The organism is bacterium (assembly GCA_022616075.1).
Lineage (GTDB): Bacteria > Acidobacteriota > HRBIN11 > JAKEFK01 > JAKEFK01 > JAKEFK01.
In genome coordinates, this window is the sequence record JAKEFK010000063.1 from 1 (window position 1) to 17,862 (window position 17,862).

10 protein-coding genes are annotated in these 17,862 nt (G+C 48.6%); 4 read left to right on the forward strand and 6 right to left on the reverse strand.

Going from position 1 to position 17,862, the window contains the following annotated elements; translation table 11 throughout:
* Positions 1-23 precede the first annotated feature (23 nt).
* From L0156_05250 to L0156_05275, 6 genes are all read right to left on the reverse strand, one after another.
* Entirely contained in the window at positions 24-1,526 is a 1,503-nt protein-coding gene (locus L0156_05250) for an NADH-quinone oxidoreductase subunit N (GenBank protein ID MCI0602400.1), read from the reverse strand.
* A 3-nt stretch (positions 1,527-1,529) separates the two neighbouring features.
* Positions 1,530-1,847, reverse strand: coding sequence for an NADH-quinone oxidoreductase subunit NuoK (gene nuoK / locus L0156_05255; protein MCI0602401.1), 318 nt, complete (start codon positions 1,845-1,847; stop codon positions 1,530-1,532).
* On the reverse strand, positions 1,844-2,377 hold the full coding sequence (locus tag L0156_05260) for an NADH-quinone oxidoreductase subunit J (GenBank protein MCI0602402.1): 534 nt from the start codon (positions 2,375-2,377) through the stop codon (positions 1,844-1,846). Before L0156_05260 ends, nuoK begins: the two co-directional genes overlap by 4 nt.
* A 125-nt stretch (positions 2,378-2,502) precedes the next feature.
* Positions 2,503-3,921, reverse strand: a complete 1,419-nt coding sequence (locus L0156_05265) for an HD domain-containing protein (protein ID MCI0602403.1) — start codon at positions 3,919-3,921, stop codon at positions 2,503-2,505.
* 11 nt (positions 3,922-3,932) lie between these two features.
* Positions 3,933-4,766 (reverse strand): PHP domain-containing protein, encoded by an 834-nt coding sequence (locus L0156_05270; protein MCI0602404.1) that lies wholly within the window; start codon positions 4,764-4,766, stop codon positions 3,933-3,935.
* A 148-nt stretch (positions 4,767-4,914) separates the two neighbouring features.
* On the reverse strand, positions 4,915-10,923 hold the full coding sequence (locus tag L0156_05275) for a translocation/assembly module TamB domain-containing protein (protein MCI0602405.1): 6,009 nt from the start codon (positions 10,921-10,923) through the stop codon (positions 4,915-4,917).
* Positions 10,924-11,218: 295 nt separating this feature from the next.
* On the opposite strand from L0156_05275, the gene L0156_05280 reads away from it, so the two are divergent.
* The 4 genes from L0156_05280 (at position 11,219) to L0156_05295 (ending at position 17,854) form a co-directional block, all read left to right on the forward strand.
* Entirely contained in the window at positions 11,219-12,103 is an 885-nt protein-coding gene (locus tag L0156_05280) for an exopolyphosphatase (protein MCI0602406.1), read from the forward strand.
* 156 nt (positions 12,104-12,259) lie between these two features.
* A complete protein-coding gene (locus L0156_05285) occupies positions 12,260-12,886 on the forward strand; it encodes a response regulator transcription factor (protein ID MCI0602407.1) in 627 nt (208 codons plus the stop codon).
* A gap of 207 nt (positions 12,887-13,093) precedes the next feature.
* Positions 13,094-16,813 carry a PepSY domain-containing protein gene (locus L0156_05290; GenBank protein ID MCI0602408.1) on the forward strand — a complete coding sequence of 1,240 codons (3,720 nt, stop codon included), beginning with the start codon at positions 13,094-13,096 and terminating at the stop codon, positions 16,811-16,813.
* A 321-nt stretch (positions 16,814-17,134) separates the two neighbouring features.
* Positions 17,135-17,854: a methyltransferase gene (locus tag L0156_05295; GenBank protein MCI0602409.1), complete on the forward strand. Its 720-nt coding sequence runs from the start codon at positions 17,135-17,137 to the stop codon at positions 17,852-17,854.
* The last annotated feature ends 8 nt before the right edge of the window (positions 17,855-17,862 follow it).

The following is a 17,862-nucleotide window of genomic DNA, read 5'->3' on the forward strand; positions in this document are numbered from 1 at the left end:
TCTCTGCGTCTCTGCGTTAAAGTTTATCTTAAAGCGAGGCGGGCTTTTTCGAACAAGATATTGGCGGATAGATGGGAATAATCTGCAAACGGGGACCAGTAAATGCCCATCACCAGAAGCGCCACGCCAAAAAGGACCAGCAACACGCGCGAAAGCTGAGGGATCTGAATCGGATCCGTGCTCCCTTCTTCCAGAAACATGCGTTTCACGACTCCACCGTAATACACAAACGACACAACGCTATTGAGCACGGCAACGATGACGAGCCAGTAGAATTGAGCATGAACGGCGGCCGCAAACAAATAGAACTTTCCGATGAATCCTGCAAAAGGGGGAATGCCAGTCAAAGAGAGCATGAACATCGCGAGCATCGAAGCAGCAAAAGGAGATCGCGCGCGCAATCCGCGGTATTGGGCCAGGTTGTCGCTGTCCATATGAGAAGATAACGCAATCACAACCAGAAATGCGCCGAGATTCATCACCATGTAGACCAACAAGTAAAAAAGAATCGCTTCGATTCCGTCCTGGCGAAGAAGCACAAAGCCCATCAGCATATAACCCACATGAGCGATCGAAGAATACGCAAGCATTCGTTTCATGCTGGTTTGCCAGATCGCAACGACGTTCCCAACGGTCATTGTGATCGCGGCAATGAGCGCCATTAATGTAGGCCAGTGCAATTGACCCACGACTTTGTAATCCGGGCCACCTTCAGCAAAGACTCCGTAAAAAAGCCGAATCAGAAAAGCAAATCCCGCGGCCTTTGGACCATAAGAGAAGAAAGCGGTAATGGCTGTTGGGGAACCTTGAAAAACATCCGGAAGCCAGAAATGAAACGGCACAGCCGCAATCTTGTATCCGACACCAACCAGAATCAGTGAAACGGTGATCAGCAGTACAGCGGAATTCACCTGGGAAGAGCGAAGAGCATTCCGGATATCGTTGATTTCATAGGCGCCCGTCATTCCGTACAGGTAAGATAAGCCGAACAACATGATCGCAGTGGAGACGGATCCGTAAATCACAAACTTCAGCGCCGCCTCAGCCGATAGACGGTCATCCTTCAAAAACCCGGAAAGCAAATAGGAAGGAATGCTGACAAGCTCGAGCGCGAGCCAGATCATCAACAGATTCGTAGAAGAAGCAAGCAGGTTCATTCCCAGAACGACCGAGAGCAGCAAACAATAATATTCACCTGCACTGTATTTCTTCAGCTCATTCGAGTTCATGGAGAACAACACAATGAGAATCGCCGAGAAAGAAAAAATGACTTTAAAGAAAATCGCAAATCGGTCGACAACGATCATCCGGAAGAAGAGCGAAATATCCGGCACCTTGTAGAGTTGAAGAGATAGAAAAATCGTTGCGATCAAACCCGCGGCCGTGATGATTCCAAAGCCCACATAGCTGGATCGCTTCGAGATTATTTCTCCGATCAACACCAGCAGAAAAGTCGCAGTCAACATTAATTCCGGAACGAAGTACGGGATGCTGCTTTGAATCTGTTGAATGATGTCTGGATCCATCGATCAACCCTTCATTACGTTGACGTTAGGAACTTCCACGCTGTGAAAATGCCTGTAAATCGCGAACACGATCGCAAGCGCAACCGCTGCTTCAATGGCTGCAAGCAGAATCACGAAGACGACGAATACATGACCGCCGAGCGTATGGGTCACGTAATAGGAAAAAGCGACAAAATTTATGTTTGCCGCGTTGAGGATAAGCTCAATACCCATCAACACCGCGATCCCATTGCGCCGCGTAAGGATGGCAAGAAGGCCGAGGCAAAATAACAGGGCAGCAATGATCAAATAGTGGTAGAGACCGGGCTCAATGAAGCTCATTCGGTCGTCCTCCTGGTTCGCGCGATGGAGACCGAACCGATCAATGCAGCCAGCAGTAGAACAGATGCAACTTCAAATGGCAACAACCACTCGGTCATTAAAAGCGTGCCAATCCCTGCCGTCGTGCCTTCGCCAAACTGATTCTGATCGAAGTCCGCAGTGCCTTTCGGATTCCAGGGTGTCTGAAAAATCAAGAAAAGCAAAAATACAAACAGGACACCCATAGCAACGAGAGTAGGAGTAAATTGTATTTTTCCTGTGCGAATGTCGGCTTCCACAACCTTTTGTGTGAGCATGATACCGAACAGCAGAAGCACAAGGACGCCTCCCACATAGATCAGCACCTGCGTGGCTGCGAGAAAATCGGCGTGCAAAAACAGAAAGAGTCCTGCAATTCCAAACAGGGTAAACAGGAGCGCAAAAACCGCCCGCAAAATGTTCTTGCTCAGCACAACAACAAAAGCGGAAATGACGGTCATCGATGCGAACAGATAAAACCCTGCAATGTACAGAATCTCCATGATTTTCATAGCTTTTTTTGCCCGAGAAGACAGCCTATTCTATAGGTTCAAAGTTCAAAGTTCAAGGTTGAAGAACGGGCGACCACAAGGGTCGCCCGTACCGGTAGGGGCAGGGCTTGTCCCTGCCCTTTTTTTCAAGGGGATTTGTCTTTCAGCAGCTTGGAAGCGAATTCGAGCGCTTGTTCGCGTGTTCGCAGTTGCCCGGTTAATTGAGCTTCCCGAACTTCTTTCAGAATCTGTCCCAACACGGGTCCCGGTTTTAGCTGAAACACAACCATCAGATCCCGCCCTTTGATGAGCTCAGGTGTATTCACGGTCGGATAATAGACCTGGCGATAATACCGGAAGAGATCCTCCATTAGACTGCGATACTCGTCAATCCTCGAAGGGTCCGCAAGCGGACCTCTTGCTGAGCTCATGTCGCCGTATGCAATCAAAATAATGCCAATCGCTTCCTGGCCGGCTGCGCGAAAGAAACGAAAGTAATCCCGCTCTTCCTGATTGAACAAGTTCAGCGGCTTCAAATGATGTTCCACAATCGTGGAGATTGTTTGAATATCTTTGCGCGCGAATTTCAAACGCTGTAAAAGCTTTGCCGCCATATCTGAGCCCACATGATCATGGCCATGGAAACGCCAACGTGCCGGCTCCTTTAATTCGCGCGTTGCCGGTTTCCCGATATCGTGCAAAAGCAGCGCCCATTTTAGAAGCCGCATTCGTTCGAGAGTTCCCGCTGTGCCCTCCAGATAAGTTTTGAGAAAGGACGCATGATCCGGAAAAAACTCCTCAATGCGTATAAGAAGATCTTCAAAATAAACCATCGCTTCTGCTGTATGTTTCCATACATCCAGATGGTGATAACCGCCCTGCTCGCAGCCCTGCATCGGCTGCAGTTCCGGAAAAAGGGAGCCAAAAAGCGCGGAATCTCCTATCGCTTTCCATGCCTTGGCCGAATCGGGTTGCAGAAGAATCCGATCAAGCTCTTCCGTAATGCGTTCCACAGCGACATTCTGAATTTCTAAATGAATCTGTTCGATCTGTGTCAAGACCGCCTGTTCAATTTCAAAATGCAGCTCGGCCTGGATTCGAAACGCTCGCAGCATTCTCAACGGATCCTCTTCCAGGCTTTCCTCTGCCACCGCCCGGATCTTTTTCCGTTTCAAATCCTGAAGGCCGCCGTATGGATCAATCAGCGTGTCGAGTTTCTGACCAGGATAAAAGTGTTCCCATAAAACAGCGAGCGCATTAATCGTGAAATCCCGTTTGCGCAAATCTCCTTCGATTGTGTGGTTGCGAAAACCGGAAAAATCCCAATTCCCTCCGCCGCAAACAACCCGCGCAACCTGTCGCTCCCTGTCCAGCACGAAATAAGGCGCATTGATTTTCGTTTGGAACAATTGAGCTGCGGTGAAAACGCGTTCCGGCAACACGACATCGACATCATGAAAGGGGCGTTTCAGGAGAAGATCGCGGATGGTCCCGCCGCAAAGATAAGCAGGCAAACTCAGCTCACGGAGAACCTCATCAAAGGCTTTGAAAAAAGGCTCGGACAACACAGCGTGTTTTACGAACGGCTGTGCCAGGATACAAGCTGCCGGATCTCATGCGCATCACTGCCGGTCGTCTCCAGCAACTCAAACTGGCTCGCCAGTTCATGAAGAATTTCGATCGCTTCCCTTTCGTGCTGCAAAGAAGGGAATTCGCGTGAGGCTTCCTGAAAATATGGATACGTCACTTCCAGACCATCCATTCCCATTTCTTTTAGATCGCTGATCATCTGGCGAACATCAAGACCATCTTTTAGATAATAACCGGGATGGGCCAGAACGCCGATTCCACCGGATTTATGGATCATTTTAAGCATGGTTTCCGCTGTTGGTTTTTCGATCACAGAATCCACCTGGATATTCTGCTTCATCCACTGCTGAGCTCTTTTGTACCGGTCGGCCGGATGAAATTCATCAAACAAACCTTCATCGATCATTGCGTGAATCAGATGCGGATTCATGAATGTCTGACAGTGGGAACATATTTTTTCGAGATCGACGATCGTCCTTCTGTAATGACGATTGATGGCATCCGCCTGCTCTTGAGCTCTCTTTTTTCTTGCGGCTTGAATCCCACTGAGATGGTGATTGAGAGCTTCGTTTTGAGTGTCCAGATTCAGACCCAGCATATGAATCTCCAGGTTTCCATAAGTGCAGTCCAGCTCTGCGCCGGGAGTCACTTTTAATGAAGAACCGCGCGCCACTTCCAGCACTTCCGGATAGGCGCCAATGGAATCATGATCGGTAATGGAAATTTCATCGAGTTTCAGCTCCATGCATGCGCGCACAAGCTCTACCGGACTGGGAGAACCATCCGAAAGGTAGGTATGCATGTGAAAATCTTTTTTCATAGGGTAAGAAATCGGTAATCATAGCACGACTCGACAAAAGTGCAAGAATATTCATCACTCAAATTTAACCGCCAAGGCGCCAAGAACGCCAAGATTTTAGAGTCTATTTTCTTTTTTCTTGGCGCCTTGGCATCTTGGCGTCTTTGCGTTAAAAGGCCTGGCCGAGGGCGAAATGAAGGACGCCGCGGGGTTCATCGTCTTCGGGACTAATATTGACACCGTAATCCAATCGCGCAATTCCGAACGGTGAATTCAAACGCAATCCCGGACCAATCGAGTGGCGTAAATCAAAGGGATTAAAGTCACCCACCCCGCTGTAAACATTCCCGGCATCGTAAAAAACGGCGCCGCCGAACCACTTCCAGATAGGAAAACGGAACTCTTGATTCAGCACGAATAGCGCTTCCCCGCCCGCGGGAGTACCATCCGGCAACTCTGGTCCTACTTGATCCTTCTTGAAGCCGCGTACTGTATAACTTCCGCCAGCAAAAAATCTTTCCGTTACGATTCGTCCCGGAAGGTCGGTCGCCAATCCAAGACGGAGAGCCGAAGCCCAGAGATATTTTCCAACAGGCCGGAATCGCAAATACTGATTGAAACTTTTCAAATAAGAAACATCGCCTATAAATCCGGGAGCATATTGCAGATCGCTGGAAAAGAAACTTCCTCTTTTTGCGTTAAACGGATCGTCTCTGGTGTCTCTAAGAAGGGTTCCAATGAATCTGGATACTTTCAATCCTTCCACCGGTTCGATATTCGAATCTTCTTCAACCGGTGTTACGGTCAAATACTCGAACTGAAAACCTGGAATCAAAATGAACTGATCGCGAAGCTCTTTCTGACGTTGAAAGGTAAGATCGAATCTTTCCCCATCCAGTTTTTCATCTTCCAGCAACAAAAGATCGCCGCTCTCATAGGAGGTAGAAATAAGAGTTTTCCATCGCAGACCGGAAAGTGTTGGTGAGTGATAAACAATTCGATAGAGTTGATCCTTTTGATGAATTCGTGTGTAAAAAGAAATGGATTGCCCTGAACCAAAAAGATTCAGATCTGTGAGCTGAACTTCGCCTCCAAGATCTGTCTCCGTATCGTAACGAAAACCATACGTAAGCTCATAATGGTTCCTTTCAATGACATCGACCACAACACGATAACGATCAGGTGTGTCTGTCGACTGCGGACGAACCGTCACTTGATGGAAAATTCGTAGATCGGTCAGATTTTTCTGCGCGTTTGCCAGCTTGTCTTGATTCAGTATTTCTCCTTCTTTCAACTGTAAACGCTTTGTGATCAACTTTTGACTGGTGAATTCCGGTCCTTGAATGTCAATTGAATCAACAATCGCAACGCCACCTTTTTTTAAGTCGTATTTCACGATCAATCCGCCCTCGACTTTCTTAACGCTGCTCTCGACTTCCGCATTGATGTAACCCAGGCGTTCGTAAAAATCCCCAATAGTCACCTCATCTTCAATGAGAAGAGCCTGATCATGAACCATTCCCTTTTTCAGTTTCAGCAGTTTCATTAGGTCTTCAGGCAATTCCTGATTGTCTGAAATCACGATGTCAACGATCTTGCTTTGGGTTCCTTCATGAACCGTGATTTCCTTGATCGCTTGTGGCGCAGTCAGCTGTAAACGTCCCAATTCTACCGAGGAATCAAGAAATCCTCGCCTCACGTAAAGCGCGACGATTTTGCGTTCGAGTGACTGGAAGTTATGAACTGCATCACTGCTCATTTCGGCGCGTCCGGGATAAAGGGCTTGAAAATCTTCTTCCAGCTCAGTAGTCGGATACTGCTCGGCCCCCACAAACTTTATTTGCGTATCCGTATAAAGCGCCCCCGGTTGAATCAAGAACCGGTGCTGGATGATTCCGTCTGGCGTAGATGTTTCTTTCCGAACTTCGGTTTTGTGATAGCCTTCCAGCCACAAATCACGCAATAAATTTTCACGAATGATTTCAGTAACTCCCTCTGGTGAAAATCCTTCTCTCCAAAAACGCTGGAATTTTTCGAGCTGGGAAGAGGAAACATTATATCCCTCAAAAATCATTTGCCGGCGCTCTTTTCCGGTAACTTTGACTTTGAGAGCAACGCGATCCGAACCCACTTCCTTCTCTTCGGCTTCAGTCGAAGAGAAGAGGACGTCCCGTTCCTGGAGTGTCTCTTCCAGCTTCTCCAGTTCGTCCTGGACTGTCCAGAAATCGTACGTATCTCCTATTTCCAAACCGATTTCTTTTGAGATTTCCTGATCGGTGAGCAAGGAATCATTTTCAATTTCTAACGATTCTACTTTTCGTTTCCGAACCCTGTGCAGATCCTGCAACTTGCCTGTGGACTGGCCTCTTCCAAATCGAATCAGGTGTCGCAAGTTGGCGGTGTAACCCTGTTGCTGATCCACAAAACGGAAGGAAACATTCTTAGGAGCTTTATAATTAGCGATCCAGGTTTGGTCATCCGATTCGGTTAAGGAAACTGAGTAAACCAGGCTTAACGAAGAGGTAAAATCCTTCCCAAGTACCAATTTGGCGCCTGGATTCAGTTCGGATGACACCAGTTCCGGTTGGATTTCTACGCGGTTCAATCCAAAGCTTCGCGCAATTTTTTGCTGAACATTGGAAAAAGCCCCGCCGGATAAGAAAGCGCCTAGCTGCCGGTCAAAAAACCTGCCCGAAGCGGCGCTGATCTGAACGTCCGCTTTTCCGGTCAGAAGCAGGAAATAGATTTGATTGGGCGCTAATGGTGGAAAAGAAGTTGGATCGCGGCGATCCAAATCACTCAACGGCCCGGAAAGAGGTATCGTGATTTCGTAGTCTTGCTGCGTGTCGGTGTCTGTGGCAATCGTAAACAGCTCGACATCGAATACCGGATCGATTTTTCGTTGTCCGTAAAAGTCAATGTTGCCTCGCTGCACTTCAAACTGGTTCCCTTCAAAGGTAATTTCGCTACGCTCCCGGACTCGAACCCGTCCGGAAAGACGCGGTTCATCCATCAGACCTTTGACCTCCAGATTGGCAGCGGCTTGAATTTTTCCCATGTTATTTCGCATTTGAAAGTCTTCGAGCGTTTCAACAGCGATATCCAATCGAATCCTTCCCTGCGCGGCTGCCTGCGGAGAAAGGTCGGTCTTTTGAGATAGAAGTGAATTCACCAGGCGATCGCGTGGATCGATATCGTCTCTGTAAGTGGAACGAATTACCTGCACCTTTCCGGAAATCAAAAAATCCTGGTTCACATTTTTCATCGTGAGATCAGCATTCAGCTGGCTCCGGAACGCATCCGGATAGTTCATTCCAACGCGGCGCGCAGCTACTTGAAGATCGATGTCCTTTGGAGCCCAGTTCGTCAGCATGATCTCACCGCTTCCTTCGATGGTGCCTCCCCCCATGCGAGCGGTCAGATTCTCGATCCGGATGCCATCCTTATGTAGAGGCGCGCGCAATTGAATCTGTTCCAACAAAAGCGGTGATTGAAATTTGCGGAACATTCCATTTTCGATCTGAATCAATCCTTCGAAATCAGGACTCTTCGTTGTTCCTGCAACGTGAATATCAGCTCGCAATTTGCCCTCTGCCGCTGCATCCGTCATGAAACCGGAAAGCAGTGACATTTCGATGGAACTGCGCACAAGCCCTTCCACCTGACCCGTACGAAAATTAACCTGGCCCTGCGCTTCGGTATCCAGGACCGCGCCCGATTTCAGGTGAATTTTATTAAGGAACATTTTGCCTGAGGTCATTTCGACTTCCAGCGGTTCGGGCGTCTCGATCGAATGTCCTGAAACAATTACCTGTGAAGGTACAATTTTGAAAAAACCGCTCCAGGTCTCCGGATCCCGTCCAATTCCATGCGCGTCCATATCAATCGAAATATTTCCGCGAACGTCTGCTTCCGTTTGTGTTGTCAACGTTGCCAGTGAAAGATTGTCCAGCGTTAAATGGACGAATCCCGCGCTTCGCACAAGAGGAAGGTTGCCATCGATGCTGAGAGTAGCGCCGTTCAGAATTCCTGTTCCGCGCAATCCAATTTCGGCGCCACTAAAATCCGCCGCCATGTTCGCCTGTTTCAATTCAACGGGCGGATCCTCTGAAATGACAGCAAATTGTTCCGCTGCAGCGCGGCCGGAATAGTCCGGTTTGGAAAACGTACCACCCAGATGAACGTTTATATTCACCGGTCCTTCCGCTTGCAGTTTCGGTTGAAAGAGAGAAACAAATTTCATGTCGGTCTGTCCGGTAACATCGAGATCCATTTCTCCCTTGCGAAAAACAGGAACGGTGCCGCGAACCTGGACGTTGCCGTGTGTGGTCTGCGTATCCAGGTTGACCGTAACAGTCCGCTGTTGCAAATCCGCGGTCGCTAGCTTGATGGTTGCGCCATACGCACGGTACTTGAAGTCTGCCTTCTCCAGCATCACATGCGCATCTGCATCCTGCCATTTCCGCGCGTTGCCTGCAGCAGTTATCGATGCGGTGAATGTTCCTTGCGCTTCCTGTGCCGTTGGTGGAAGGAACGGGCGCAGTGTCGCAAGGTCCAATTGATCGGAGTGAGTTTCCAATTCGAAGCTGCGATTCTTGAACGTGTATTTGCCGCTGGCGACAGTAGAGTAGGCTGGAATTTGCGCTTCTGCGTTCAAAATTCTGCCATCACTTTCCAAATCCAATGTTGCTTCGCCAATCTCAGTTCCATTTACGTTCAAACCGGTGCCCTGAACTTCTGCAGTCAGCACTGGACTCATTACGTAACCGGAAGCCTTTCCTTCAAACGTGATGTTGCCCTGAAGCTTTGCCGGATAAAAACGCGCAAGCACTTTCGCATCAGCATTGCCCTGAAAAGTCGCCTGGATCCGATTGGCCGCCATGCGATACGCCCCCGTTGAAACGATTTGAACATCGGGAGCCGTGCCCTTCAAATCCCATTGAACTTGCAGATTCTTGTAAGGACCCTGTATACGGGAACGGACGAAGTAGGATCCGGGAATTTTTTGCATTTCCGGACTAACGAATGCGAGCGAGGCTGCATGTTTCACATTCGCATCCAGATCCAGAAGCATCTGTGATTGCGTGAGCTGTCCTTCAAAAGTTGCTTGCGCTGAACCAGTGCTCAAATGACTCTTCTCGATGTGGATCGCGCCATCGTTGAGCCGGCCAGAGACGCGACCGGCCACTGGAATCCCCCGTCCTGCCGCCTGCACCAAATCCAACTCAAACGAAGCCAGACCTTGCCAGAAATCCTTTCCACCCAGGTACGTGACGCTGCCTTGGGTCACAGAAGCCAACTGCGGAAGATCCGGATCAAATCGTCGCGCAAGTCCAGCGGGAGCAGAATCCCATTGCACGCTGAGGTTCAAAGGAACTGCCGTATTTGCAGAATCGAACCGGAAAGTTCCACCGGCGGTAAAGGGCTGTTCTCCGTAAACTGAAAGGTGATCGCTACGCAATTTTCCTTCAACAACATACGAACCGGTCTCTCCAGACGCCTTTCCCTCTGTTGTGAATTCCCCTTTGAGCGGAGGAGCATCTGCAAGAATTTTCTGTACCGCTGAAAGATTTCCTGCTGCCTTGTAATTCAGTTGATAGTGCGGATCGGAAAGATTTTTCAGCTCACCGGAACCTTCAATGGTGATGGTATCGAATCTGGCTTTCAGGGTTTGCAATTCAAGATTGTTATTCTGAATTTTTGCCTGTAATTCGATTTTCTCTAATGGCATCCGTCCGTAACGAAGGATGCCATCTCTCAAATCGATTTTCTGAATCTCAAAAGTCTTCTCACTTTTTGTCTGTGGCCGTTCCCGCAACTGCGGCAAATTCTCAGGGTTTACATCCGGACCGCTCAGAACCAGCTTCTGAACCAGAAAATGATCTCGCCACAGTGAGGAGTAAGGAATTTCCACTTCCAAAAACTTTGATTGAAAGAACAGATCCTGATTGGTCTTTCCGCCGAAGATTTTGACTTTATCTATGCGCACAATGAGAAGACCGTCCTGAAACTTGTAGTCGAACTGATCCGTTTCGGCGTGGATGCCATATTCCTTCTTCAGGTAATCGATGAGGTACGCGCCGACTTTCTGTTTCGTGGAAGGAAGGTTAATAATCAGGAGACCCGCAGTGAGAAGAAAAATCAAAATGAGCAGTGAAAACAGTATCTTTTTCTTCAAACGAGATACCCCTTTCGAAATTAAACCCTCTCTCGAGTGTAACCTGTAGTCTCAAGAAAGAAAATGTGTAACGTACGCGATTACGCCCCCGACGACCTCTTATCAGGGGAAAGTGTTTGACTTCCCTCCCCTATAAAGGGAGGGATTGAGGGAGGGTTGCTTCTGTTTATTCTCTTTCCAACCTCCCCTTCGCCCCTCCTTCATAAGGAGGGGAAAACAAGGCGCACTACGTGTTCATCTTGATTAAATACATCACAACCTATTTAATCTAAATAGCAGCGAGGAGGGCAACCTTATGAGACTCGTAACGCGTGGGGACATGGATGGACTGACCTGTTCCGTACTGATTACGGAAATGGAAGACATTGATTCCATCTGGCTCATCCATCCGCAAGACATAACCGACAAACAATTCATCGTAAGAAGTGACGACGTATTCGCAAACCTACCATATCATCCGGAATGTGGAATGTGGTTTGATCATCATCTTCTAACGGATAGCAACGAAAAGCCTCCGCCGGATTTCAAAGGGATGTACAGGCAGGCCCCCAGCACAGCTCGCGTGATCTACGAATACTATAACAGTCCGAAATTGCATCGATTCGAAAAATTAATCGCCGAAACGGATCGTATGGACAGCGCAAATCTGACAATGGATGATGTGCTGGATCCAAAAGATTATGTATTGCTTGGCTTTACAGTCGATCCAAGAACAGGTCTTGGGAGATTCGAGGATTATTTTTTGAGTCTCGTGAAAGCACTGAAGGACTTTACGATCGAAGAAGTATTGGAAATGCCTGAGGTACAAAGCCGGGTCGATCTCATGCGATCGCAGTGGGAGGAATTTAAGTCGCTAACGACCAAACACTCCAGAATGGAAAAGAATGTTGTGGTGACCGATTTTCGAGATGTTGATCCGATTCCGGTCGGCAATCGATTCCTGGTTTACACGCTGTTCCCGGACGCAAATGTTTCTCTGCGCATCCACTGGGGACCGCAGAAACAACATGTCGCGGTAGTGATAGGCCACGCCATCTTTAACAGAACGTGCAAAGTAAACATCGGTGAGTTGATGTCGGAGTATGGAGGTGGCGGGCACATGGGCGCCGGCTCGGCATTGTTGTGGGAAGAATCGGCTGAAGAATCGATCAAAGATATCATCAAGAAACTCCAGACCTAGAAGAATTTTTCAAATGGTCAAATCCCAAATTGCAAATAAAATTCAAATTCCAAAATCAAAAGCTCAAACATGCGTTCATAGAGTTTGGAATTTTTGAATTGTTGTTTAAGTATTATTTGGAATTTCGATATTGTATTTTGGAATTTGGAGATAGCCATGATCCGGATTCTCATCGCAGATGATCATGCGATTGTAAGAGCCGGTCTGAAACAGCTTGTTGCAGCGAGTCCTAACATCGCGGTTGCGGCTGAAGCGAGCACGGGGCCGGAAGCGCTGCATCTCATCCGCAAAGAAACCTTTGAAGTTGTTTTGCTGGACATTTCCATGCCCGGAAGAGGAGGGCTCGAGATCTTATCGGAAATCAAGAAAGAGTTTCCGCGCCTGCCAGTTTTGATTCTGAGTATGCATCCGGAAGAACAGTATGCGATGCGCGCCTTGAAAGGAGGAGCCTCAGGCTACATCACGAAAGACAGCGCGCCGGAAGAATTGGTGGAGGCGATTCTGAAAGTTGCGGGTGGATCGAAATACATAACCACATCCCTGGCTGAACAATTCCTTTATTTGCTCGATGCCGAGGAAACACCACTCCACACATCTCTATCTGACAGGGAATATCAAGTCTTCCGGTTGATCGCCTCCGGCAAGACCGCAACAGAAATTGCAAACGAGCTATCATTGAGTGTGAAAACCATCAGCACATACCGCGCAAGAATCCTCGAAAAACTGCATCTAAAAAACAACGCCCAGCTGATCCATTACGCCGCCCAAAAAAACCTTTTTTAACGTAGTTGCAGAGCATTTGCTTGCAGGAAGTTAGTTTGTTCTGTTGGGAAGCAATTGCGCGATAAAGGCTCGTTCATAATTAGTGGCAAATGCTCTGCCACTACGATTTTTTTGTAGGACAAACACTCACAAGAAATTGGGAAGTGGGCTGATAGTGTCAGAAACTTCAGCCGGATAACTTAGAAAACAGGACGATTGGAGGATCACATGGCCAAAAAAGGGATTCTTATTTTAATTACGTTTTTCCTGATTGCTGGTTTTTCATCCGCACTGAATCCACCGAAAACATCTGAGCTAACCAACAAAATCATTCTTCCCCCGGTGATTGCTCCGGTTTCTGACGCGACGAAACAAAACGTCTTTGAAACGTCTGCCGCATGGACTACTTTTAATGCGGCAAACGGCGGGAACTGGAAAAGCACGTTTGATCCGCTTACGGGAAGCGCGCGCCGAGTCTATGGAGGCGCCATTCCTTTTATCGCAGGTCCCGCAAATAGTCTCAACGGAGGAACTTCTTCCGCTGATCTCGAAACGGCTGCGCGAAATTTCATCACAGCAAACTCCGCTCTCTTTCAAATTTCACAATCCCAGCTCCGTTTTGTTCCGGAAGCCGACAAAACAGAATCGAAGCGCGTTCGTTACGCCGCATTCGATCAGGTAATCAACGGTGTGCAGGTTGTCGGCGCGCGATTGGTGTTTGCAGTCAACAACGGCAACATGATTTACTGGAACTCCGCAAAAATAGGAAATCTCACTCAGGAAACCGCGCTCATCACAGCACAACAGGCGCTCACAGCCGCCCTTCTCCACGCGGGCTTCACCCAGGATCAAGTAAGCGTGATTCTAGAACCGCGCCTGGCGTATTTGCCCACAGTGACAGCAAATCTATTGACCCATCGCCTGATATATGAACTTTCTTTCCGGCAAAACGGTGGCAGAGCGACCTGGTTCGCTCAAGTGGACGCCAAAACGGCAACAATGGTTTCTTTCGTAGATCGCAATAATTATGCATGCGAAACATCTTCAGACAATATCAAAGGAAAAGTAACCGGCGGCATCAAACCGGCAGAATTCCGGGACGCAGAAGTCGTCCGTTCGTTTCCGTTTGTTCGGGTAGATCAAAGCGGTTTCCCTTTCACCTCAACTCAAAATGGAGTCTATGACTATGAAGGTGAAGCAAACTCAGGTTTAAACGGACAGTTCTTTGATACGTTTTGTGAAGAATGTCTGAAGTCGGAAGAAGATCCGCAAGAAGAATTCCAGCCGAACGCGAGTTCCGACCTTTTAGGTGTAATCAATTTTGGAACAGGCGGAAAGGATGTTGTTACACCCGGACCGATCCCTGAGCTTGATACAGCTGATGTGTTTGGAAACGGAACATCGACGCAGGCGGACCGGACAGCTTATTACCACACGAACGTAGCGCGAAGCATGGGGAAAAAATGGACAGATTTTTCCTTTTACGAAGGGACTGTGGGAGTCAACGTCAATATCAATGATCAGTGCAATGCATTCTGGAATGGCTCTTCAGTGAATTTCTATCGCAGTGGGGGAGGTTGCAATAATACAGGATTGATCCGTGACGTCATGCAGCATGAGTATGGTCACGGTATCGATGATTTTGACGGTCTGCCGCCGAATCTTACAGATCGCGCGACAGGCGAAGCGGTCGGTGATCACATTGCGCTTTTTGTGGATCATGATTCGTGCATCGGCCAATCTTTTGAAGATGGCAGAAACACCGGCCCGTTTTTGATCGATCCGGACACGGGCAACATCAAAACTTGCGATGGCGTCCGGAACGTGGATGAACTCCGCGCAAACCGCGGGAAATTGGATACCACAAACGTTGCAACAAAGTGCAGCGTTGTGAACACAGCTTGCGTTGGACCAAAACTCCGCGAGTGCCATTGCGAAGGAGAGATCTGGGGACAAACGGCATATCATCTCGTTCAAAACCTCTTGCGCGGCACACGATACGGAACGGTTCAGCTCGATGCCCAAAAGAAGAATGTTACCTACAGCGGCGATCCGCTTCCTGGAAACAATCCAGCTCTCGATCGTGATCTGGCCTGGACCGTTCATGAACGGCTTTTCTTTGAATCCAGATCCGCGGTTGCGTCTTATGCATCTTCCCGCGACCAATCAGAGGGCGTTGGCGCCTATGACGCTTACATGGTTGTGGATGATGAAGGGGATGGTCTGGCGAACGGCACTCCCCATGCTGCCTATATCAATGATGCTTTCGTAGATCATGGAATTGAAGAACGTGATGCAAATGGCCAGCCGGCAGTTCAAGATGCCGCAAATTCACTGCCGCTCCAGGCTCCCGCATTCAACGTGCAGACTGTTCTTGATTCTGTTTCAGGACATCCGACAGCGGTCGTGACCTGGTCCAGTGTTCCCGGCGCAACATCGTATCGCGTGCTTCGAACCGAGAGACGTGACGATGTGATGTTGTTGCTCGATGAACAACCGGCGAATGGAAGTTTCACGTTCAAAGATGTCGGTGTGGATCAAGGTGTCACTTACCGGTATCTCGTTCAGGCTGCAAATGCCACTTCATTCTCCACAGGTGGTTCAGCTTTAAAGACCCTAACAATTTCATTGCCTGATTTCCTCACTTCATTTTCCGTGAGCGATTCACCTGGTGGAAACAAAGACAACGGAGCGGATCCTGGAGAAAAGATACGCGTAACGGTGCCACTGACAAATCAGGGCACCAGCACAGCATTCCAAGTTTCAGCAAGCATTACAACAACCACACCGGGAGTGACGATTGATAAAGCCGGTCCAGCTTCTTACGGAACAATCGCAACGGGCGCAACGGCGCAACCGAGCATTTCTTTTCAGCTTTCGCTCAATAATGATCCGCAGATTTGCGGTCAAAACATCGATCTGTATTTGAACATTACCAGTTCCGCAGGTTGCTCGCTGGAGCTGGTTCAGGTGCCGGTCGGCGCGGATGGCGAACTCTGCCAGCAATTCAAAGGATCCAATGCGCGCGTAAGCTCGGCCGCTATCACGGCGGACAATGCACTCGGATCGTGCGGCGATCGTGATCTGGTTGCGGATCCTGGAGAAAAAGTTGAAATCACGGTAAACGTCAATAACACAGGAACAAAGAATGCTTCCAATTCCATTGTCAGTATCGTAAGCGATCGCACATACGTTCAGTTCCTGAGTCCGACATCTGTAAATCTCGGAACGCTAGCAGCCAATGGTACACAGACAAAAACTGCAAAATTCTATTTCCAGGTCAGCTCGGCAGCGCCATTTGATGACAGGATCACGTTCACTCTTACTGCAAATTCCTCCGGTCAGGCGGATCCGAATAAACGGACATTGATTGCCGAAGTCAATCTTGACAAGAGTCTTGTCAGCACTCTGTACGATGCAGAAGACGGTACAGCGCAAGGATGGACGCTGGGCGGCGAATGGAGTGTAACGACTCCGCTTCCTACATCGGGAAATCTTTCCAGCGGCAATTTCTACTCTGATTACTTTGCGTTCCAATGCGATTCGCTCGTATCGCCAACCTGGGAATTGTCGAATACCTCTTCGTTAAGTTTTGACATTGCCCATGTAACGGAAAATTCAGACGCCGCGTACGATGGCGCCGTAATCGAAATTTCTGCGAATGGCGGTATCACCTGGGAGATCGTAGAGATCAACGAAGGCTACAACGCCGCCAGCGTTGGCACGAGCTGCATCACAACAGCTACTCCCTTCTTCAGCGGTGTGTCACCTTTATTTGCTACCAAGACTGCTGATCTTAGTCTCTACAGCGGGAGCAAAGTACTGGTTCGAGTCCGCTTCGGATCGGACGAGCTTGTTGATGCAACCGTTGCTGGAGGCGTGTGGATCGATAACGTACGAATTACGAATCGAATCCAGCGAATCCCAGAAAATAACGTTTGCCCTTAATCCTTCAATCAGGCCATGTCGCGGGCGCCTGTTTCCCACCCGGGAGACGGGCGCCCCTTTTTGATTGAACCGCCAAGGCGCCAAGTCGCCAAGAATAGAATTTTCTTTTTCTTCAATCTTGGCGTTCTTGGCGCCTTGGCGGTTAATAAAACAAAAAAATACCCCGGATCGTGGCAACTGAAGATCCGGGGTATCCTCTCCAGCATCAAAGCCGACAACACCAGGAGGTCGTGACTATCAAAGGAGGTATTGTTGCAAGACCACCATAAATCGGCCACTATACCTGATAACAGTACTATATATAGTACAGTTTGAATTAATATGCAATACACGGAAGATTCCATATGGAGGACGGACATTCGGGTCCTTCAGCCCGAGAAAGGGTATCGTTTTGCGCTTGACGCCGTTTTACTCGCGCACTTTGTGAAAAGCGGACCGGAGGACCAGCTTCTGGAAATTGGCGCAGGCTGCGGTGTTGTCACGATTCTGATGTCAAAACTCAACCGGTTTCGTTCTGTAAAGGCGATAGAAATTCAAAAGGAACTCGCGGAATTGTGCCGAAAAAATTTCGAATTCAATGAGATTGAACAAGCAGAGGTTCATGAAGCTGATATGAGAGACCTTAGCGAAATACTCCCCGAAGCGTCTTTTGATGGAATCTACTCGAATCCGCCCTATAGAAGAGCCGGCTCAGGACGCCTCAATCCTTCTTCGCAAAAAGCGATTGCGCGACACGAAATCAAGATGAAACTGAAGGATCTGTTTGAGTGCGCCAAAATCCTGTTAAAGCCGGCCGGTCGCCTTACGGTAATTCTTCCTGCATTTCGCGAGTCCGATTTCGATAAACTCACGTCCGCTTTTCATTTTCATCCTCATGAACGGAAGTACGTCCATTCCTTTGCAGACGCGCATCCCGTGTTTTTCCTTGCTACCGTTGGCAAAAGTTCAACCGGCTTCACTGAACACCCGCCGCTGGTTATTTACGAAACCCCCGGCCTATACACATCTGAATTGCAGTCATTGCTAATCGCGGCTCAGTAGGGATACCA